The sequence below is a fragment of the Candidatus Jordarchaeum sp. genome, from assembly GCF_052745115.1.
Genome location: NZ_JBRAKS010000006.1, coordinates 1 through 20,555 on the forward strand (window position 1 = coordinate 1; position 20,555 = coordinate 20,555).

Annotated in this window: 21 protein-coding genes; 9 read left to right on the top strand and 12 right to left on the bottom strand. The window is 38.9% G+C overall.

Annotation, left to right across the window (positions count from 1 at the left end; all coding sequences use genetic code 11):
• Positions 1 to 78: 78 nt before the first annotated feature.
• Positions 79 to 1,734: a CTP synthase gene (locus tag ACUVXA_RS00980; protein WP_445869362.1), complete on the top strand. Its 1,656-nt coding sequence runs from the start codon at positions 79 to 81 to the stop codon at positions 1,732 to 1,734.
• A 132-nt stretch (positions 1,735 to 1,866) separates the two neighbouring features.
• Positions 1,867 to 3,003 (top strand): radical SAM/SPASM domain-containing protein, encoded by a 1,137-nt coding sequence (locus ACUVXA_RS00985; protein WP_445869363.1) that lies wholly within the window; start codon positions 1,867 to 1,869, stop codon positions 3,001 to 3,003.
• On the opposite strand, the gene glyA is transcribed toward ACUVXA_RS00985, so the two are convergent.
• Positions 2,995 to 4,323, bottom strand: coding sequence for a serine hydroxymethyltransferase (gene glyA / locus ACUVXA_RS00990; RefSeq protein ID WP_445869364.1), 1,329 nt, complete (start codon positions 4,321 to 4,323; stop codon positions 2,995 to 2,997). The two genes, ACUVXA_RS00985 and glyA, sit on opposite strands and share 9 nt — an antisense overlap.
• A gap of 209 nt (positions 4,324 to 4,532) precedes the next feature.
• Here glyA and ACUVXA_RS00995 point away from each other — a divergent pair, with 209 nt between their 5' ends.
• The 5 genes from ACUVXA_RS00995 to thsB all read left to right on the top strand — a co-directional run bounded on the left by ACUVXA_RS00995 (position 4,533) and on the right by thsB (position 8,839).
• A complete protein-coding gene (locus tag ACUVXA_RS00995) occupies positions 4,533 to 4,883 on the top strand; it encodes a hypothetical protein (protein WP_445869365.1) in 351 nt (116 codons plus the stop codon).
• Between the two features lie 163 nt (positions 4,884 to 5,046).
• Positions 5,047 to 5,805 (top strand): ATP/GTP-binding protein, encoded by a 759-nt coding sequence (locus ACUVXA_RS01000; protein ID WP_445869366.1) that lies wholly within the window; start codon positions 5,047 to 5,049, stop codon positions 5,803 to 5,805.
• A 220-nt stretch (positions 5,806 to 6,025) separates the two neighbouring features.
• Entirely contained in the window at positions 6,026 to 6,730 is a 705-nt protein-coding gene (locus tag ACUVXA_RS01005) for an acetate--CoA ligase family protein (protein ID WP_445869367.1), read from the top strand.
• A gap of 17 nt (positions 6,731 to 6,747) precedes the next feature.
• On the top strand, positions 6,748 to 6,963 hold the full coding sequence (locus ACUVXA_RS01010; protein ID WP_445869392.1) for a PRC-barrel domain-containing protein: 216 nt from the start codon (positions 6,748 to 6,750) through the stop codon (positions 6,961 to 6,963).
• Between the two features lie 268 nt (positions 6,964 to 7,231).
• Positions 7,232 to 8,839: a thermosome subunit beta gene (gene thsB, locus ACUVXA_RS01015; protein WP_445869368.1), complete on the top strand. Its 1,608-nt coding sequence runs from the start codon at positions 7,232 to 7,234 to the stop codon at positions 8,837 to 8,839.
• A 16-nt stretch (positions 8,840 to 8,855) separates the two neighbouring features.
• On the opposite strand, the gene cysS is transcribed toward thsB, so the two are convergent.
• The 7 genes from cysS to ACUVXA_RS01050 form a co-directional block, all read right to left on the bottom strand.
• Positions 8,856 to 10,283: a cysteine--tRNA ligase gene (gene cysS, locus ACUVXA_RS01020; protein WP_445869393.1), complete on the bottom strand. Its 1,428-nt coding sequence runs from the start codon at positions 10,281 to 10,283 to the stop codon at positions 8,856 to 8,858.
• A gap of 199 nt (positions 10,284 to 10,482) precedes the next feature.
• Positions 10,483 to 11,199: a (Fe-S)-binding protein gene (locus ACUVXA_RS01025; RefSeq protein WP_445869369.1), complete on the bottom strand. Its 717-nt coding sequence runs from the start codon at positions 11,197 to 11,199 to the stop codon at positions 10,483 to 10,485.
• The gene (locus tag ACUVXA_RS01030) at positions 11,196 to 11,600 is read right to left on the bottom strand and encodes a 4Fe-4S dicluster domain-containing protein (protein ID WP_445869370.1); all 405 of its coding nucleotides are present in this window, start codon (positions 11,598 to 11,600) and stop codon (positions 11,196 to 11,198) included. Before ACUVXA_RS01030 ends, ACUVXA_RS01025 begins: the two co-directional genes overlap by 4 nt.
• 11 nt (positions 11,601 to 11,611) lie before the next feature.
• Entirely contained in the window at positions 11,612 to 13,012 is a 1,401-nt protein-coding gene (locus ACUVXA_RS01035) for an FAD-binding oxidoreductase (RefSeq protein WP_445869371.1), read from the bottom strand.
• An 8-nt stretch (positions 13,013 to 13,020) separates the two neighbouring features.
• Positions 13,021 to 14,196, bottom strand: a complete 1,176-nt coding sequence (locus ACUVXA_RS01040; protein ID WP_445869372.1) for a pyridoxal-phosphate-dependent aminotransferase family protein — start codon at positions 14,194 to 14,196, stop codon at positions 13,021 to 13,023.
• 116 nt (positions 14,197 to 14,312) lie between these two features.
• Positions 14,313 to 15,131, bottom strand: coding sequence for a polyprenyl diphosphate synthase (uppS, locus tag ACUVXA_RS01045; RefSeq protein WP_445869373.1), 819 nt, complete (start codon positions 15,129 to 15,131; stop codon positions 14,313 to 14,315).
• A gap of 247 nt (positions 15,132 to 15,378) precedes the next feature.
• Positions 15,379 to 16,440, bottom strand: a complete 1,062-nt coding sequence (locus ACUVXA_RS01050; protein ID WP_445869374.1) for a M24 family metallopeptidase — start codon at positions 16,438 to 16,440, stop codon at positions 15,379 to 15,381.
• 95 nt (positions 16,441 to 16,535) lie between these two features.
• Here ACUVXA_RS01050 and yjjX point away from each other — a divergent pair, with 95 nt between their 5' ends.
• Entirely contained in the window at positions 16,536 to 17,087 is a 552-nt protein-coding gene (gene yjjX / locus ACUVXA_RS01055) for an inosine/xanthosine triphosphatase (protein WP_445869375.1), read from the top strand.
• A gap of 102 nt (positions 17,088 to 17,189) precedes the next feature.
• Here the strand turns inward: yjjX and ACUVXA_RS01060 are convergent, their stop codons facing one another.
• From ACUVXA_RS01060 to ACUVXA_RS01075, 4 genes are all read right to left on the bottom strand, one after another.
• Entirely contained in the window at positions 17,190 to 17,555 is a 366-nt protein-coding gene (locus ACUVXA_RS01060; RefSeq protein WP_445869376.1) for a roadblock/LC7 domain-containing protein, read from the bottom strand.
• A gap of 113 nt (positions 17,556 to 17,668) precedes the next feature.
• The gene (locus tag ACUVXA_RS01065; RefSeq protein ID WP_445869377.1) at positions 17,669 to 18,253 is read right to left on the bottom strand and encodes a GTP-binding protein; all 585 of its coding nucleotides are present in this window, start codon (positions 18,251 to 18,253) and stop codon (positions 17,669 to 17,671) included.
• A 43-nt stretch (positions 18,254 to 18,296) separates the two neighbouring features.
• Positions 18,297 to 18,761: a roadblock/LC7 domain-containing protein gene (locus tag ACUVXA_RS01070; RefSeq protein ID WP_445869394.1), complete on the bottom strand. Its 465-nt coding sequence runs from the start codon at positions 18,759 to 18,761 to the stop codon at positions 18,297 to 18,299.
• A 189-nt stretch (positions 18,762 to 18,950) separates the two neighbouring features.
• Complete coding sequence (locus ACUVXA_RS01075; RefSeq protein ID WP_445869378.1) at positions 18,951 to 19,268, bottom strand: roadblock/LC7 domain-containing protein; 318 nt, start codon at positions 19,266 to 19,268, stop codon at positions 18,951 to 18,953.
• A 501-nt stretch (positions 19,269 to 19,769) separates the two neighbouring features.
• Between ACUVXA_RS01075 and ACUVXA_RS01080 the strand changes: the two genes are divergently transcribed.
• Entirely contained in the window at positions 19,770 to 20,129 is a 360-nt protein-coding gene (locus ACUVXA_RS01080) for a roadblock/LC7 domain-containing protein (RefSeq protein WP_445869379.1), read from the top strand.
• Positions 20,130 to 20,555: the final 426 nt, after the last annotated feature.

Genomic DNA, 20,555 nt, shown 5'->3' on the forward strand with positions numbered 1-20,555 from the left:
ATTAATTTTCAATGTAATAAATGTAGTTATACTTATTAATACTCTATAAGTAATTAATTTTAGTTGGAGAAAGAAAGCATGGTAAAATATGTTTTTGTCACCGGCGGTGTAATGAGTGGAGTAGGTAAGGGCATTACAACAGCCTCTATTGGCAAAATATTCCAATTTAGGGGTTATAATGTGGATGCCATTAAGATCGATCCATATCTTAACGTCGATCCCGGTACTCTTAATCCAATCGAACATGGTGAAGTTTATATAACCGAGGAAGTTTGGGAGTTTAACCCGGTCGAAGGTTTTAGTCTTAAAATATCGGAAATAGATCAGGATTTTGGAACTTATGAGCGCTTTCTCGGAAAAAATATGTCACCTGAACAGAATATTACCTCCGGACAGGTTTATCTATCAGTTATTCTTAAGGAGCGGGAAGGTGAGTTTTTAGGACGTACTACACAGATTATACCTCACATAACAGACGAAATAAAGAGAAGAATAAGACAAGTAGCAAAAAGAAAGAAACCCGATATTCTAATTACGGAAGTAGGTGGAACCGTAGGTGACATTGAAGCCATGCCCTTCCTTGAAGCAATACGTCAATTTAGAATAGAGGAAAAGAAAGAAGACACCATTCTTGTTCACGTTACCTACGTACCGTTTCTAGACACCGTTCAACAACAGAAATCAAAACCCTCACAGCATAGTGTTAGAACACTTCAAGGGATGGGTTTACAACCAGATATAATAGTGGGAAGAGGAGAAAAACCGCTTTCAAAGGATGTTTTACAGAAACTCAGCCTTTTTTCGAGCGTGCCTCTTGAGGCAGTTATTTCAAATCCAGATATAGAAGTTGTCTACGAGTTACCACTATTTTTTGAAGAACAAAATCTTGGAGATTACCTGTGTAAGATTTCAAATTTACCAATTAAAAAACCTAACTTTAATGAATGGTTTAGTATTGTAAACCTTTACAAGAACACCAAAGAGGTTGTGCGAATAGCGGTTCCAGGAAAATATACCCAGATAGTTGATAGTTACATTAGTATTCAGGAGGCACTAAAGCACGCCTCTGCATGTTGTGGAGCCAAACTCGAACTCAAATGGGTTGATACAGAACCTTTAGAAAAGGATCCGAAAGCCATTGATATACTAAAAAATTATGATGGAATTCTTCTTACACCAGGCTTTGGCGCTAGAGGAACAGAAGGCATGATCCTAACAGCCGAGTATTCCATCAAGGAGGGAATCCCATATTTGGGAATTTGCTTCGGATGCCAACTCCTTTTCGTAGCGTTTTGTAGAAGTATACTGGGACTCAAGGGAGCCAACAGCATCGAAATTGATCCGAATACGCCCTATCCAGTTATTGATTTACTTCCAGAACAAAGAGCAGTCAAAGCCAAAGGCGGTACCATGCGATTAGGCGGTCATAAAATTTTGTTGACAGAAAATAGTAGATTAAGAGAAGCCTATGGTAAGAGTGAGGTAGTTGAAAGATTTAGACACCGATACCATATTATACCCAAATACGCGGAAATGGCTGAGGACACAGGGCTTGTAGTATCAGCTAGGGACGAAACTGGAAAAATAATTAACGCAATTGAACTAAACAAAAAATTCTTAATAACAGGGGTTCAATTCCATCCGGAATACAAAAGTAGACCTAATAATCCGAGTCCGGTGTACCTTGCTTTTATAAAAGAAGCTTTAAAATATCAAAAATCTAAAAATTCCTAACAAATTACAAAAGGATCTAAGCAAATAATTATGGCTCATTCTGTGATTGTGGAGAATTCGCGTTTGACAAATCCTTTTTTAGAAAACCTTTTTTGGAGTCTACAGTTAAAGTTTGTATATTCGGTGATTGTCTTGGATGATGCACTTGAACAGATTCTGATTACAGGGCTCCGTAATAAGATAAACAAAATTAAGTCGAGCAATCCCGGATCTGCAATACCAGTGGTTAGTTTAAAAATTACTAACGAGTGTAATCTTAAATGTTTACATTGTAGCTCTGACTCCGGACTTCCACTTCATAATGAGCTAACCTTAAAAGAAATTCAAAACTTAATCGATAAGTTGTCAAAAATAGGTGTTAAAAGGATAACGCTTTCGGGTGGAGAGCCAACGATTAGAAAAGATTTTTGGGACATACTGTGTTACTTGGATAATTTAGATATTCAGGTAAGTTTATTTACACATGGATTTTTTTTCAATCGAAATTTCGTAGATAGATTAAGCAATCTTAATGTGAGTGGAGTAAGAATTAGCATAGATGGTGGAGAGGCGGAAACCCATGATAAAATTCGAGGCGTTAAGGGATCATTCTCTAAGGCTGTAAAAGCAGTCAAGCTTTGCAGTGAAGCAGAACTAATGATTGTTATCGTCAGTGTAATCATGAAAAATAACTTGCCCGAAATCAAAAAAATTATTGAACTAGCAGAAAAGAATCATGTCCCCGCTTATTTCAGGAGATTTCATCCAATAGGCAGAGGGCTTAAAAATATTCATCTAATGCCCTCCGCAGAGGAGTTAAAAGAAGCCACTTCCATCATTGGATCTTACTATGGTGAAGACCTAATTAGAGAAATGATAAATTATCTGGAACTTGTGGGCGGATGGTGTTACATCGGTAATAGAATGTGTATTGAACCAGATGGAAATGTAGTTCTATGCCCCAGTCTTCCCCACGTTATGGGAAATATAAGAAAAATTTGCATTGAGGAGATATGGAACAAAATAAAGAATTCGAAAATATGTGACATGATCCAACAAAGAAAGATAGCTGGAAAGTGCAGTAATTGTTCACTCATAAAAATATGCGGGGGAGGTTGTCGAGCTGACGCTTACGGATTAACTGGTAACATTCTTTCAGAGGATCCCTTATGCTGGAATCAGCCTAGCGAAACATCTCTTCCCATTCTAAATGCTTTAATTATGGCATCTACTGCCTTTTACGAATCTTCTTGTACTGATTTTAAAAAAGGGATTGAAAGACTAATGTAGTTCTATGTATTCATATGCTTCTAGCTCTGATTCAAAACAATAGTGCACTTTCTGAAAATCTTTTCTAAAATCTGAGACTTCCGCATTGATTTTTTTTGGATTGTCCTTATCCACGATGACCCGTTTAATGTAGTCCGCTACTACTTGCATTTCACTTTCTTTCATTCCCAGTCTTGTAAGCTCGCTGGTGCCCAAGCGGATGCCACCGGGATTAAGATAGTTTCTCCCTTCGCTAATATCCCAAGGTAGTAGATTCCTGTTTAGTATAATCCCTGCGTCTTCCAGTTTTTCTTCAATGTCACGTCCGAGGCCCACTTTATCCTGAAAATTGGTAATATCCACTATTAGTGTGTGAGACTCTGTAAAACCCTTGTCTTCTCCCAGCACATTGAATCCTCTCTCGTACAATGCTTGTCCAAGGGCTTTCGAATTTTTAATGATTTGTCCCGCGTATTCCTTACCGTACTTTTTAAGTTCTGCGAGGGCTATGGCTAATCCCGCAACATTGTGTAAATGATGGTTGCTAGTCAATCCCGGAAACGTTGCCTGTTTTATTGCGTCAGCTAATTCTTTCTTAGCCAGCACCATACCGTGTTGTGGACCGGGCAAAGTTTTGTGTGTACTCATCTGTATCGTATCAGCGCCCTCTCTTAGAGGATCTTGAAAATATCCACACGCTATAAGTCCTGCTACGTGCGCCGCATCATAAGCCACCTTTGCTCCTATCTCTTTTCCCACCTCGCTCAACTCTTTAACAGGATGGGGAAACAAGAAGACGGATGCACCAAACAATAAAAGTTTTGGTTTTACCTCTCGTATCTTCTCCGATGACTTGTCCACATCAAGATTTAGTTCTTTTCGATCAAAAACAAAATATTCAACGTTCAAACCATGAACCGCCCCCGCGGTGCCGCCTAAGAAATTACCAGATTTAGTGTATACGGGAGCATGGCTTATGTGTCCACCGGCAGGTATGGGCATAGCCATCATAATTTCCCCGGGTCTTGTTAATGCGGTATAAACTACAAGGTTTGCGACCACACCAGAAGTGGCTCTGACATCTGCAAATTCCGATTTAAAAAGATCCTTCGCCAAGTCAATGCATATTAATTCCACCTCGTCTATGTACTTGCACCCTGCGTAGACGCGTTCTCCAGGCCAGCCTTCGGCATATCGATGGCCAAAATCGCTGATTATTGCCTCTCGAACAGCGGGGCTCACTATATTCTCGCTTGCAATCAAGGGCAAGCTTCTCTTGAACCATTCGTGATGAGCTTTCATAGCATTTCTTACCGCTTTGAAAGATTCTTCAGGATTCAAAGAAAATCCTCCTCACACAGATTTAGACGAAATTCTTTATTATATTTGTCTATTTAAAAACTTTATCTCGGTTAATCCAGTCGAACACCACAGAATTTACTTTGGAGCATTTGTGTAGATATCGAACGTTTTGGTTTGATTGCTGTGGTGTTCATATATCCTTCTAATAAAAAGGATTGGTGAGAAAATCTGTTTGTGAGGCTGAGGATTTGTTTATGCAAGGCGATGTTCACTGGTGGCTTAGTAACCCTGCTGTGAATGGCTTGCTTTCCATAATATTCGGAATTTTCATAGTAATAAGCATTGGATTATTGGTTCTGAATCTAATTAAGCTTACATACGCATATAACCGTATAGGACCGTTAATCGGGATAGCCCTTAGTCTACTTTTCATAGGTATATGTGCAAATTGGAACTGGTTTCTTCCATTTGTGATTGATATAATGGGAAAAGTGGTAAAAGGTCTCGGATACTACTTGGACCAGATGATTACCTACTGGCTGCTATCACAAAACCTTCCAACCACAGTCGTCACAATCCTATTATGTTCAACAATTTAAAACAAATTCAACAATATTATTTTTCCATTAATGCAGAATTTTTAGCTTCTGAGTGGCTAAATTTAAAACGACTTGAGAAATAGTTTAAAAGTAAATGATTCACCAATTTTATCAGCCTACTAGCAATAGTGCCTTATTTACCAATATTTGGGGACAAGAGAAGATGTTCACGTGTTTCTTCATTGGAACCGCTGGTAGCGGAAAATCCACCCTAACAAAAGCCTACCACGAATGGCTAATCCGAAACGAATTCAACACCGCTCTTGTTAACCTAGATCCCGGCGTACGCCGCCTTCCATACTCGCCCGATGTGGACATCCGAGAATACATAGTTTTAGAGGAAGTAATGGACAAGTATGATCTAGGACCTAACGGAGGATTAATCGCCAGCATTGACATGATGGCTAATTTTATTGACGATTTCAAAGAAGAGATTGAAGAACTAAAGCCATTATATGTTTTAGTGGACACCCCGGGTCAACTAGAGCTCTTCGCCTTTCGCAGCACCGGTCCACTAGTCACAACAGCAATAAGCAGTAAAGAAAACTGTCTGGTCTTCCTTATGGACCCTTTATTAAGTCGCTCACCCTCAGGCTTCGTCAGTGTTCTTCTTCTAAGCGCCTCGGTACAGTACCGTTTCAACCTACCTCAAATCAACATTTTATCCAAAGCAGACACTTTAAGCGAAGAAGAAATCGAAAGAATCATCGAGTGGGTGGACGAGCCCGAAAAACTATTAAATGCCATAGACCAAGAAGCAGTCGGACTCCGCAGAGAAATAAGCCTAAATCTGGGAGAAATCTTCACCAGCTTCGGCCTACTCAGAGAGCTAATACCTATCTCTGCGCTAACATTAGAAGGCTTGGACAACCTGTACGCTATTCTTGAAAGAATCTACACAGACCAAGAAGGATTTATATAAAAACCCCTCAGATTCACCGAAAAAGACTTGGCAAAATTTTAATATACCCAAGATGATTTGAAAAGTTAAAATACAACTAACAAAAGTCGGACGCGGATACAAAGAAGTTTATATATAGTATACGCTCTAATTATTAAAAAAACTACTAAATGTATATGCGGAAGATATTAATCAATCGTGTAAATTTACTGGTCTAAATAATATTTAGAGGTGTAAGTAAATGTCCAATAACGTAAGTCAAATCATACAGAAAGTGTTAAGCGAAAAACGAACTCTCCTTCTAGAACCCGAAGCCAAAGAAGTGATCAAAGCCTACGGAATACCCGTTACCAAGTACAAAGTTGCAAAAACACCAGAAGAGGCAGTTAAATTCGCAGGAGAAATAGGATTTCCAGTGGTAATGAAAATTATCTCAAGGGACGTAGTCCATAAAAGCGACGCAGGCGGCGTAAAAGTCAACCTCAAAAACGCGGAAGAAGTAAAAAAAGCCTACCAAGAAATAGAACAAAACGTCAAAAAAGCAGTAGGCAACTACAAATTCGAAGGCATGCTTATCCAAGAATTCGCCCCAGAAGGAAGAGAAATAATTGTAGGAATGACCAAAGACCCCCAATTCGGACCAGCCTTGGCATTCGGACTTGGAGGCATATTCGTTGAGGTTTTGAAGGATGTTTCTTTTAGGGTGGCGCCTATTACTCGGTATGATGCTGAAGAGATGATGAAGGAGATAAAAGGTTACCCGATTCTTGAAGGTGTTAGGGGTCAGCCACCGGTTGACATGGAGGCAATTATTAAAATACTGTTGAATGTTTCTAAGCTTGTTATGGAGCATCCGGAGATTGATGAGATGGATTTGAACCCGATTATTACGTATCCTGATGGTGCGAAGACGGTTGATGCCCGTATAATTCTTTCCAAGCAGTAGGGGGGATTATTATAAGCATTAGGGCCACCGAGATTAGGGGAAAAGAGGTGTACACGAACATAGGGAAACTTGTGGGGACTGTTGTGGATTTGGATATGGACTTTGGGGCGGGTGTAGCTTCCGCACTACAGGTTAAACTCAAAAAACCGGTGGAAAGTAAGAGTATGATTTCTGTTCCCTTCTCATGGGTAAAAGCAATAGGAGATATCATACTTATCAAGAAACCCGGTTGAATTACCCTAATTGTTTAAGCGGCTTCCAAAGCGGGAAGTTTTATTCTTCTAAAGGATATTACATTAGCACTTTTCTTAATGCTGATGCAGGCTGCCTAGTAAATGTTTTTTAGACCCCCTTTTTTTGTTTCGAAACGAATATTAAGAGTTGTTATTTTGTAGCATTAGGCTGTTTTATTCCTAAATCTTAAAATTGTAAGAATGTAAATTTGTTTATAAGTAAATTATTGGACATGGAATAGGTTTTCTCTGGGAGAAGTGACGTATATTGAGTAAGTCTAGAGCCAAGGATGAGGTTCAAAAAAGGCTTGTGAAAATGGCAGCAGGGCTTAAAGGAATCGATGCTACCAGAAACTGTGTTTATACTGTTGTCGCTATTGCGGATATTTTGAAAACTTGTTTGGGACCAAATGGTATGAGGAAGCTCATCATAGATAGGTATGATAATTATGTGATTTCTAATGATGCGGTGACGGTTCTGCGGGATTTGGATATTCAGCATCCGATTGGGGAGATGCTTGTCAATATGGGTAAGACCCATGTTCGAACCCAGGGAGATGGGGGTAAGATTGTTGTTCTTCTGGCTGCAGAGTTGGCTAGGAGAGGATTGAAACTTGTTGATGAGGGATTACATCCCTCGGTTATTATTTCGGGCTATTACGTTGCTTGTGAAAAAGCAATTGAACGCTTAAACCAGTTGGGTATTGGAGTAAATGGTGAGAAGACTATACTTAGATCGGTGGCGAGTACTTCTCTTTCCGGCAAGTTTTCTAGAAGGGCAGAAAACCATCTTTCGGATCTTGCGGTTGAAACGGTTACTACTATAGCGGAGGGAGAGAGGCCAATAGATGTTAAGGATAAAGTGCAGTTTGTGAAGAGAGAAGGGGGAGGAATAGTTGACACCGAGTTGATTCATGGAGTTATTATATCAAAAGATATTTTGAGTCCAAAAATGCCCCGAAGGATTGAGAACGCTCGAATCGCTCTTTTAAACGAAAAGCTCTATTTAGAGAAACCAGCAGAGAGAAGTATTCAGTTACTGATAAATTCTCCTGAGGATTTGGATGGCTACTTTGAGGAGCAGAGAAATTTTGGTGAAAGGAAATTTTCTTACATTAAAAAGAGCGGAGCAAATGTGGTGGTAACGGAGAAAGGAATAGATAAAGTGATAGAACAGAGTCTAGCCAAGAACAGAATTCTTGGAATAAGACGAGCTAAACCTGAAGAATTTAAATTGCTAAGCAAAGCCTGCGGGGCAAAAATATGCTCTAAAGTGGAAGACCTCAACGAGGAACACCTCGGTTACGCCCATGTTGTCGAAGAGAGAAGAATAGGGCGGGACAAGTATGTGCTATTTTCTGGCTGTAAGGATCCGAAATCTGTGGCTGTACTGGTTAGAGGGGGGTCGTGGTATGTTTGTGAAGAAGTTGAAAGGCTTTTAAAGAATGCTATGATGGCGGTTTCTGTGGCTTTGATAGATAGAAAGGTTGTGGGTGGCGGGGGGTCCATAGAGCTGGAGTTAGCAAGATATGTTAGAAAAACTTCGTATTCTGTTGAGGGTAAGAAACAGTTAGCTGTGGCTGAATTCGCCTCCGCACTTGAATTGATTCCACGTATCTTAGCGTCTAATGCGGGTATGGATGAGATCAATACTCTGATGGAGTTGCGTTCAAAACATGGTGGTTCTCAGAACTGGTTAGGTATCGATGTTGAAAATAAAAAAGTGAGGGACATGGTTGAATTTGGTGTTCTGGAACCTAGTTACGCAAAGATTAAGTCTCTAAAAAGTGCTACTGAGTTTGCCTCATCTATTTTAAGGGTTGATGGAATGTACATAAGTAAGATGGGCCTTGAAAAGAGAGATCAAGCAAAGTAATTCTATAACTTTATTTTTACTGTTTGATAATTTTCCAAATTGTGCCTTCTTTGGAATCTTCTAACTGAATTCCTGCTTCCATTAGTTTGTTACGGATATAGTCTGCAGTTTCATAGTTGTTTTCCTTTCTAAACTTATTTCTCAGTTCAATCAGAATGTCTACTAGTTTACCAACCGTTCCCATGTCGGCCTCTTTGGGTTCTTCTTGAAGTATTCCTAAAATTTGTCCGATTTCATTATACGTTTGTAAGGTTTTTTCTAGAGCTTTTTTACTTATTTTGCTTTTCGTATCTAGGGAGTTTACTGCTCGGGTCAGTTCGAAGATGGCGGGCATTGCTTCTCTAGTGTTAAAGTCGTCGTCCATGGCATCTATTAATTTTTGCTTAGATTTTTCAACCTGTTCTATTAGCTCTTTCTCCTCTTTGCTTGGCTCGTTTTGTTCGGTCTGTTGTTGCTCTCTTATTAGAGTTTTTAATTTATTAATTGCGGTGTAAATTCTTTGAAGGGTTTGTTTTGCTTCCTGAAGTTGCTGATCGCTGTAATCAATTGGGCTCTTGTAATGTGTGTTTAATAGAAAGAATCTTATCGTTTCGCCATCGTATTTTTCTAAAACTTCTCTTATTGTGAAAAAGTTTCCAAGGGACTTCGACATTTTTTCCTTGTTTATGGTTACGAATCCGTTATGTATCCAGTACTTCACGAAAGGTTTACCGGTGTATGCTTCTGATTGGGCGATTTCACACTCGTGATGGGGAAAAATAAGATCCATTCCTCCTCCGTGGATATCTATGCTCGGACCGAGATATTTTACGGCCATTGTGGAGCATTCCATGTGCCATCCCGGTCGTCCTTTCCCCCATGGGCTTTCCCAAAAAATTTCTCCCGGTTTGGCCTTTTTCCATAGTGCAAAGTCTCTTGAATCTTTTTTATTCTCGTCTATTTCTACCCTTGCACCTGCTAAGATGTTTTCCATAGATTGGTGGGACAGTTTCCCATAGTCTTCTGCTTTTTCTATACTGAAATAGATATTACCATCAACCTCATAGGCGTACCCCTTTTTTATTAATACGTCAATGAACTCAATTATCTCGGGTATATGATCGGTTACCTTGGGATGTATGTTAGCTCTTCTCACGTTAAGTTTGTCCATGTCTTCAAAGTAGGCTTCAGTAAATCTTTTAGAAAGAGATAGGGGATTCTCTCCCAGTTCATTTGCCCGGTTAATAATTTTGTCATCCACATCGGTAATGTTTTGAATATAAATAACAGTATAGCCTTTGTATTCCAAGTATCGTCTTATAACATCAAAGGCCACGTATGACCGAGCATGACCAATGTGACTATAATCATAAACGGTGGGACCACAGACATACATACCTACCTTATTCCCATTAAGGGGAACAAATTCTTCCTTTTCCCTAGTCAGAGTGTTATATACCCTCAGCAAGCCCTTAACCCCTTTTTGTTATAAGCTATTCAGATTTTTTCATCTTTTTAGTTAAGTTTCAATTTAGAATATTGAAAGCAGACGTTATTAATCTCTGAAGAAACGTTTCGAAATTGTCCTTTTTATTTCTATTTCATAATTTTTTGATAATAAGCTGTTCGAGTAATCAAATGATATTAGAATAATAATTGATGACCTAAATGCAATCAGAGACAAATTCACTCAGGTCCCTCGTTTTTAGCTTAGAACCACACAATTCGGCTGCGTCGTTTAAATTCCGTGTGCAAAAAGGACATGCGGTGATTATCAAATCCACGCCCAGTTTTTCCGCGTCGTTAAGTCTCTGTATTCCCAGTTTTTGTGCTGTTTCAGGGTAACTCGCCTTTACTCCGCCTCCCGCTCCACAGCAACGGCTTTTATCTCTGTTGCGGCTCATTTCCACCAATTCCAAATTGTTGATCGATTTAAGTATATTACGTGGGGGATCATAAACTCCTAATCCACGTCCCAAATGACATGGGTCGTGATAGGTTACTCTAATGGGGTATTTATATTCCAGTTCCAAATTATTTTGATTCAATTTTCTTTCGAGATATTCAGTGAGGTGTAGTACCTCAACTCGAAAGTCTAGATGTTCAGGATAAATTATTCTAAAAGTTTTTGCACATCCTGCACATTCCGTCACTAGTGTTTCGATGTTCATATCCTTGAATATTTTTTTGTTTTTATTGGCGAGCTTGATCCCTTCCTCTACTAGACCCATGTTGAAGAGAACTGAGCCACAACAAACCTCATCATAACCAGTATTTTTGAAGTCGACCCCCAATTTTTTTAAAATCTTAACACTTGACCGGGCAATGTTCTGCAGTCTGTAAGCTGCTGTGCACCCTGCATAATATGCTAATTCTGTCATTTATCTTCATCCCGCATCCAATAGCCCCTTTTTAACCTCGGCTCCCCGTACGGATTACCTTCTCTTCTAATATTTTCCATTATGCGATTAGACGAGTTAGGAATATAATTTCTCGCGGATAATTCATATTTTAGAGCCCTAATAATATCTGTGGTATGAATACCTGAGGGACATAAGACGTAGCATTGGTCACAAGTAGTGCAATTGAAAATTCTTTCGGCTATATAGTGAGATAATTCTAATTTATTTTCTAAAATTCCGCGGGCGATTAAAATTCTTCCCCGAGCATTGTTTGAAGCCCAACCGTAATTCTCGTAAAGTGGACACTTGGCTATACAGAACCCGCAGCGCATACAGCTGTAAATATCATCTGCGTATTCACACAGTTTCTTATTTATCATCACTAATTCACCTAAGGTTCTCCGGTGGACCCCCAAGGCTTTCCCTTACCCGGATTCAAAATGTTACTAGGATCAAACACCCGTTTTATCCCTTTCATTAGAGCCATCTCCACCGAACCATGCTCCTTCTCCACGAAATCCTTTCTTATAATTCCCACACCGTGCTCCCCGGTGATGCTTCCTCCTAGTGCTAGAGCCACCTCGTCGTAAATAATATTTAGAGCTTTGTAGAATGCTTCTTGTTGCTCCGAAATCCTTTCATCGTATAGGAAAGTAGGATGGAGATTACCGTCTCCCGCGTGTCCAAATGTAGCAACCCGAATTTGATTGCCAACTCTTTCAGGAATTTTTTGTATTCTTTTTAAAGCCTCAGGAATTTTAGAGATGGGAACTGATAGATCCTCCATAGTTGTGGTGATAGAGCATCTGGCTAGTGCTGCGTATGCGGATTTTCTTGCCACCCAAAGAGTGTTCCTCTCCTCTTCATCCTGAGCGATTTTCCACTCCTTTGGACTCATTTTTTTAACTATACCAGTGATTATTTTCAATTCTTTTTCAGCAGCGGCTTCAATACCATCAGTCTCGATAAGAAGCAATGCTTCGCAGTCTGGAAGAGTTAAACCCGCATAGTCCGCAGTTGTGCTGATTGTTAGTTTATCCAAAAATTCCATCGCGCAAGGAACCACACCTGATGACCGGGCTTTAACTATAGCTTCACCTGCCCTGTTTAAATCATCGAATAGAAACATCGCGGTCTTGTAGGTCTCGGGTAAGGGTTGAACTCTCATGCCTATTTTGGTAAAAACCGCCAATGTTCCCTCCGAGCCACACAATAGTTTTGTTAAATCATAGCCAGAAACGGATTTTAGAGTATCTGACCCGGTGTGGATTATTTCGCCACTTGGCAAAACCGCTTCTAACCAAAGAATCCAATCTTTGGTTTTCCCGTATTTTATGGCTCTGTTACCGGCAGAATTATTTGCCACCATTCCACCTATAGTTGCCACCGAACTACTTGCGGGATCTGGGGGAAAGTAATATCCATAATCTTTTAAGAATTCGTTTAGATCATCGCATATAACTCCAGGTTCCATTACCACTTGTAGATTTTCCTCATCGAAGCTCAAAATTTGATTCATTCTAGTGAGGTCAATTAGAATTCCACCTTTAACCGGAAGGGGAGAACCCGCAGCGCTTGTCCCTGAACCCCGTGGATAAACAGGTATACGATTCTCGTTGGCTAATTTCATGACTTCAGAGACTCCTGTTGTTTTTGCGGGCCTAACTATGACATCTGCGAAGTATTGAAATGGTGTGGAATCTCGGGAGTAGCAAAAAATTTCCGCTGGATCAGTGCAAACGTTTTCTTCTCCCACGATTTTCGCTAGTCTATTTATTATGTGAGATTTCATAATTTCACCTATTGCTCAAAAACTTCCATAGCTGCTGCAATACCTTCACTAGGTTTTACTGAGAATCCTTCCATTCTAAGGGTTCTTTCCAAGGCTTCCAACACTATAATCACATTTTTCTCACAGGCGTTGATCCCCATTAATCCGATTCTCCATATTTTGCCCTTAAGATCTCCCAGACCGCCCCCTATCTCTATATTGAAATCATTTAGGAGAGTTTTTCTAACTTTTGCGTCGGTAACTCCTTCAGGAATTTTTACCGCTGTTAAAGAAGGAAGGTTATTCTTGGTGGATAGTGTTTCTAACCCCATTGCATTTAAACCTTTTATGAGAGCTCGACTTGCTGTTAAATGTTGAAGCCATCTTTTCTCCAAGCCTTCCTCATAGATTATTCTTAAAGCTTCTCTCAGGCCATAAATCATAGAAATAGGCGCTGTGTGATGGTAGAATCTATCTGCTTCCCAGTATTTTTCTATCAAATTGAGGTCAAGATACCAGCTCTGAATTTTTCCCTCACGATCCTTTACAAATTCCACAGTTTTCTCATTAAGAGTAATCGGAGAAAGACCGGGGGGGCAGTTTAAACATTTCTGTGTTCCACTGTAACTGATGTCCACACCAAATTGGTCAATATCTAACTCTACACCGCCTAAGGACGTAACCGTATCCGCTAGAAGAAGAGCGTCATACTTTTTTACTATCTTACAAATTTCTTTTAAAGGCTGTAGCACACCAGTTGAAGTTTCCGCGTGCACCAAGGCAACCACTTTAGCATTAGAGTTTGCTAAAGCCTTTTCCACACTATCCGCTTTTAATGCCTCCCCCCACGCCTCTTTAACCTCTATTGGAGTTCCTCCGCATCTTCTAACTATTTCACTCATTCTCTGACCAAAGAATCCATTCATGCCAACTACAACTTCGTCCCCCTCACCTACTAGGTTAATAAGACTGGTTTCCATCCCCGCACTGCCGGTACCAGAAATAGGTATAGTGAGCCGGTTTCCTGTTTTGAAAACATATCTTAATAACTCCATAACCTCATCCATAATTTCCAAAAAGTAGGGATCCAAGTGACCAACCAGAGGCATAGACATCGCTTGCAACACTCGAGGATCAACATTACTAGGACCTGGCCCCAGCAAAATCCTTTGTGGAGGAGCCAATTCTTTATACCTTTTCTCCATGATGATTAACCTTCTACCCAGCAAGTTAAATTATGTTTTTTACATAAAACACATCAGTTGATTAACATGTCGGTTGAATTAACCGAAAATAAGTTTTTTGATTTATTTAATTTAATCTATTTCCCGAATCTTCTTTCTCTCATTTGGAAGGTTCTTAGAGCTCGCCAAAAATCAATTTTTCTAATCGCTGGCCAAAAAACATCACAAAAATAAAGTTCAGAATAGGCAGACTGCCATAAAAGAAAACCAGAAAGTCTCTCCTCACCCGAAGTTCGAATAATTAAATCAGGGTCAGGGACTCCCGAAGTGTAGAGGTATCTTTCGATCAGAGCCTCATCAATTTCTTTATCATTAATTTTACCAGATTTCACATCCCTAGCAATTGCCTTAATTGCATCAACTATCTCGGCTCTACCAGAGTACCCTATAGCAATGTTTAACAGATATTTATTGTAATTCTTCGTTACTACCTCAGCTTTTTTAATTGCCTCCTGCACCGTCTTGGGTAGAAGATTAATTCTACCAATAGCCTTAACCCTTACTTTGTATTTATGTATTCTAGCTTCCTTCAGAATTCTATCAAATCCCTCCTCGGCAAGCTTCATAATCTCTTTAACCTCCTTACTAGAACGCGTAAAATTCTCAATAGAAAAAACATAGAGGGTGACAATCTTAACCCCGGCCTGCCAGCACCATTCAAGTACATCCTCCACCTTTTCTGCACCGTATTTATGCCCAATCCATGCCTTTAAACCCAGTTGTCGGGCGAAACGGCGGTTACCGTCAAGAATTACAGCTAAATGTTCCGGCATGCGGCCGTCTTTAATTTGATGCCATAAAATTTTTTCGTATACACTTGATAGTGCATTATTAATTTTGTTAATGAGGGATAGGGGTAATCGAGATACTGGGAGATATTTAATGAGACGCAACATGAAAACCACCGGTTGATATTCCAAGCACCACTCTTTTCTAATCCCGTGTCAATTTTTTTCAGAGATATTTAAATAAGATTTTTAGAGGGTATAATAAATCTTTTTGGGTTTAGGTAAAAAATCTATCCATACAAGACACTTTTTTCAAATTTTTTTTCAAAAATTTTTCCAAGAATTATTGAGTTTTATACATCAATTTTGCTTGGAATCGTGTAAATTCAGCTTATATGAATTACAATTTAGTAAATTAGTCCAAAAATTTGGAACTTTTTGTGAGTATTGCACATCCATTTTTTGTAACTAGAACCATGTCTTCTATTCTTACTCCCCCGAAATCCAGAATGTAAACTCCAGGTTCTGCTGTAAAAATCATACCCTCCTCTATAGCCTCTTTATTATTCTGGCTAATTTGGGGATGTTCATGTACCTCAATCCCGATTCCGTGACCGAAGCTGTGTATAAAATAATTGCCGTAACCCTCTTTTTTTATTAACTCACGAGCCAACTCATCTATCTCATTTGCCTTAATTCCCGGTCTAATAATTTCTATAGCCTTCTGCTGAGCGTTTAAAACGGTTTGAAAAATTTTTTTCTGTGTTGGGCTTGGAGAACCTACCGTGTGTGTTCTGGAAATATCTGAACAGTAATTTTTGTAGCGAACCCCCAAATCTATTATTACCAAGTCGCCGTTTTCCAATTTCCGATCACTACAGGAAGCATGGGGAAAAGCAGATCTGTAACCGGATGCAATGATGGTTTCAAACGATGTTCCGCTGGAACCGATTTTCCTCATTTTGTATTCCGCCTCTGCGGCAACTTCGTATTCTTTGACACCGGGATTTATAGTTTCTATAGCCTTCTTCATACCTTCGTCTGCTATTCTTGCTGCTTTTCTAATTATTTCTATCTCATTTGAGGATTTTATGGATCTAATTTTTTTTATGATATTGGATACTGGTACGAAATTGATGCCTTCACTATTTTTCTCCAATTTTTCTTTAATGTTTACTGTTAGAGAGTCCTCCTCAATACCCAGTTTTTTAAATTTTAATTCCTTTTGAAGTTCTGAGAAAGCTTTGTCAAAGTCTTCTAGTTTTTTTGCTTGAATGATTGAAAAACCTTTAATTGTGCTGTTGGCCTCCTCGAATTCCAATTGTGAAACCACAGCAAAAGGTGTACCGTCTCGGGGTATAAGTAGATACATAAATGATGTTGAAAAAAAACTTGAAAAATAGAAAATGTTTTCTGGTTTGGATAAAAATAGAGCGTCAACCTCACTCAGCATGTTTCGTAATTTTTCTAGTCTCATGAGTCTTCTCCTGCTTCCTTTTTAAATATTTATGATAAAGATTTTATTAATACTTAATATTATTAGCTCTAGTTCTAAAATAAATGGTGATTTTAATGAAGGTTGTTGCAGTCGGTTCAGAAAATCCAGTTAAAATTTCAGCAGTAAAAAATGTGATGAAAAAACTACTCGGTAATATAAAGATTCACGGAGTTAAGGTTTCAAGCAGTACACCACCACAGCCTATAGGAGTTAGCCAAACCCTAAAAGGAGCTCTGGATAGAGCCATAAATGCCTTAAATAAAGTAGAGAATGCTGATTTAGGGGTAGGGATAGAAGCAGGGCTAATAGACATAATATTTGGAGAAGAGACACGGTACCTTGATTTTCAGTACTGTGTAATAGTGGATAAACATGGAAGAAAAACTATTGGAGTAGGCCCTGGATTCGAATATCCCCCAATCGTTAATCAAAAAGTAATGAAAGAAAATTTTGAAGTCGGAGAAGTTATGGAAAAAATAACAGGTATAGAAAAACTGGGTGAAAAAATGGGAGCAATAGGTTTCCTCTCCCACGGGTTGATTAGTAGAACAAAACTAACCGAGTTCTCTGTTATAATGGCCATGTTACCGAGAATAAATTCAAAACTATATTCAAAACAATTATAAATTTAAACATTGGGTAGAATTTGAGTAACTATTTTTTTCTTAAATCTTGATAATTTCGCCTCAAAATACTCTAACTATCTTTCCCAAAATAAGGAGAAAGAATTATATTAGTTCAGCTATTCTCTGGGCAGACCTACGCATATCCAAAAAAACCAAACCCAACTTAACATCTTTCTTAGCACTAACAGTTAAAACGGCATTAGGTCCTGCGGACATCACAAATATGTACCCTTCATTTCCCCGTATAAAGACTTGTTCTAATTCACCTTTTTTAAGTTCTTGAGCGGCGCGCTCACCTAGGCTTAGCATAGCAGCGGTCATTGCTGCTACCCGTGTTTCGTCAACATCAGCAGGCAACGCAGAAGCTATGGGAAGACCTTCAACGCTCACAATCGCCGCCGCCTCAACTTCAGGAACCGAAGCCTCCAAGTCCTTTAAGATCTCTTCTAAGTTTTCGCTTTTAGACATTTAAACGCGCCACCTATGCCCTTATTCAGTCATTTATTTCTAAAAGAGGTATTAGGCTTATATTCTTTCCTCTAATAAATAGGTTGGGGGAATGACAAGTACAGGAATTTTGTTCAGGAAGATTTGGGTAGTAACTCCTGCTTGTAGAGCCTTTTCAGTAAAACTTCCCTAGATAGGGCTTGGAATGCGCGTTTCACGCCCAGACCCTTAATAGCGATGGATTCATAAATGGGTAATGAATCGGCTTGCAGGGCCTCAACTAAGGCATTTCTTTCCATAGCGTCCGGTAAATCACGCTTATTGAGGAGAATCAGTATAGGTATCTCGCTGTGGATTTTATCACCGAGATAGCCTTTCAATTCTTCTAAACTCTCCAGGTTCGCCTGCAACTGATCTCTAGAGGAATCAGCCACAAAAATAATTCCATCAGTACCCTGAAGCACAATCTTCCTCTGATGCCTATGTCGCTTCTGACCAGCAACCGTAAAAACATCAAAAATAACCTTACCCGTAGCAGATATCGGAGTATAATCAAAATACAATGTCCTACCTGTAGGATCCTCAACAGACGTAAAACCGCCCTTATCAAGACCCGTTACTTCATCATAAATCCATCTAAGACAAGTGGTTTTACCGGATAGGGAAGGTCCCCAAAAAACTACCTTAAAATGTATTCTACCTTGAGCATCTTTCTTCAAAGGCTGCACACGTCCTATTCAGTTTTAAAGAGGAGTTTTTAAGCTACACTTTTTCAAGCTCACTAAGGGCAGCCTTAAGCTCCTCGTCGCCAGCTTCACCTTCGGAAACAGGCACAACCGGTTTCTCAGCAAGGAACTCGTCAAGAACACTCTTAAGCTGATTTGAAGCCTTCTTCATAACTAGGCGAATCATTCCTATGTTAACATCAGAGTCAGTAATAACACAAAGAACACCTTTACCACAACTAGCAGCAAAGATTTTACCATTATCAAACTCCGAAGTCACAATATTCAGCTCACCAATATCAAGGTTCTTGCCCTGTTCCTCTGAGGCGCAGTAAACAGCACTCGCAATTGCACCTATTCCGTCGATATCTACAGGATAATAACTAAACTTTGATACGTGGGCTATGGTTAGCCCTGTTCTGTCTACGAGGATGACTTTTTTTATTCCGCTTTCCGCTTTTATTACATCGCTCAATATTTTATCAAAGGCTTTTATATCCATCAATTTTTAACAATCCCCGTTTTAGTTGTTTTAAGGTTTTGTTCAGAGATTAGTTTCTTATATTAACTCCTTTTTTTAGTATTATATTTGGTTTTCGGTTAGGTGTTTTCAGTAGTTCTAGAGATTTGATTTACGGTAGACTAGCTTTGTTTAATTATTGTTTTTTGTAGTGTATAAATTTTCTGTTTGTTATCGGCCTTGTGGAAGAGGTTCTGCGTTCTTGGCTCTTAGAACTATGAGAACGTATTCCTCTTCGGGTGCTATATGTAGTTCGCTTTCTCCCGCGTCTATTGTTAGGAAGTTCAGTGTACCTTCGCCGAGTTCTGTTATTACTTTTGAAGCTTTTCCAACTAGCGACGTTATCTGGGCGGAGATTATTTCGGTCTTCTCGGTGGATAGGGTTGAGCTTATGGGAAGACCTTCGGTGTTTGTTACAATGACGCCCTTAACGCCTGGATGTTTTTGTAGTTGTTGGAGTGTTTTCTGAAAGTATTTGGAGGTAATCATTGTTACGTACACCTCATCATGTATTAAAATACACATTTGTCTTTTAAAAACCTTTCAGTAAGAATACCGATAACTTTTTCTAAATAAAATATTAATGCTCTTCTACTATACTGTTTTTCTTATTGGAGTAGAAATTTAGTGGAAAAGATGTATTTTCATTTGAAAATTGTATTTTTTGGTATTTTGAAGGATTATTGGTTGGTTTTATTGTTTATGGGAATATATTTATTAGACCTTAGGCGTAATTGATACTTCCGGATTTTTTCCGTTTTCAGGCGTCTTTTATCACAGTTTTTGCGTTTTTCGGTAGGGTTTCTGTAGGATTTTAAACTTTTTCGCACCATTTCTGAATGAAAAATAATTACGCCTAAGGTATACTAAAAAAACTTAAATTTAGGAAAGAAAATAAGAATCTTAAACTTGTTTATTATTAATGGTTGGGAAGGCTAAGAATTATAGCCAATGAATGTACTAATATTATTGTTGATGTGTGGTGATTTCATGAGCCGGTCGGAAACTGAGAAAATGGTTGCGGATCTTATGGACAAGATTCCTGAGATTGAGGGAATATTGCTACTTGACAAGAGTGGAAACGTGTCTGTTGGGCAGACAATAACCCAGATGAATCATTCCGAAATCGCTAAGAACGCTGCTGTGATAATTGCCTCGGCAAGAGAGTTGAATAAATCTATTGAAAAGGGAGATGCGAATGTGGCTTATGTTGAGGGGGATAATGGTTATGCTGTGATGGCGAACTCAGAGAAAGCAATATTATTGGCAATAATAAGTAAGGATGCTGCTCCCTCACTGGGATTGATAATAAGGGATCTTAAAATAGTCTTATCAAGGATTAAAATTTGAATGAGTATAATAATTTTTAATTCATTCTTTTCTTCCTTTCTAATTAAGACCTTAATAAATAATTTTAGGAGCTAATTCTTCTAAAACTAATTAAAATTCTTGAGGTAAACATAATTAAAAGTTGTTAGGCTTGGAAAATAGTTATTTTTATCATTTTTTACGAGTTCCAGTATGTTAGTTACCGGTTACGATTTGAAACTATTGGAGGCGGATTGGAACACCAAAAAGTGATTAGATAGGAGATCTACGGGTATGTTTGGGGCATATTTCAAAAAAATATTAACACAGAAAAAGCTTTTCAAATTTTATAAAAATTAGTGGAAATGCATAAATAAGCTTAAGCTTCTGAAAGAGGGAATATTCATATTGTGCTGGATTAAATTTCAATATAATTCTCTAAAGGGGTGGATCCGTCTTTTTTGTAGT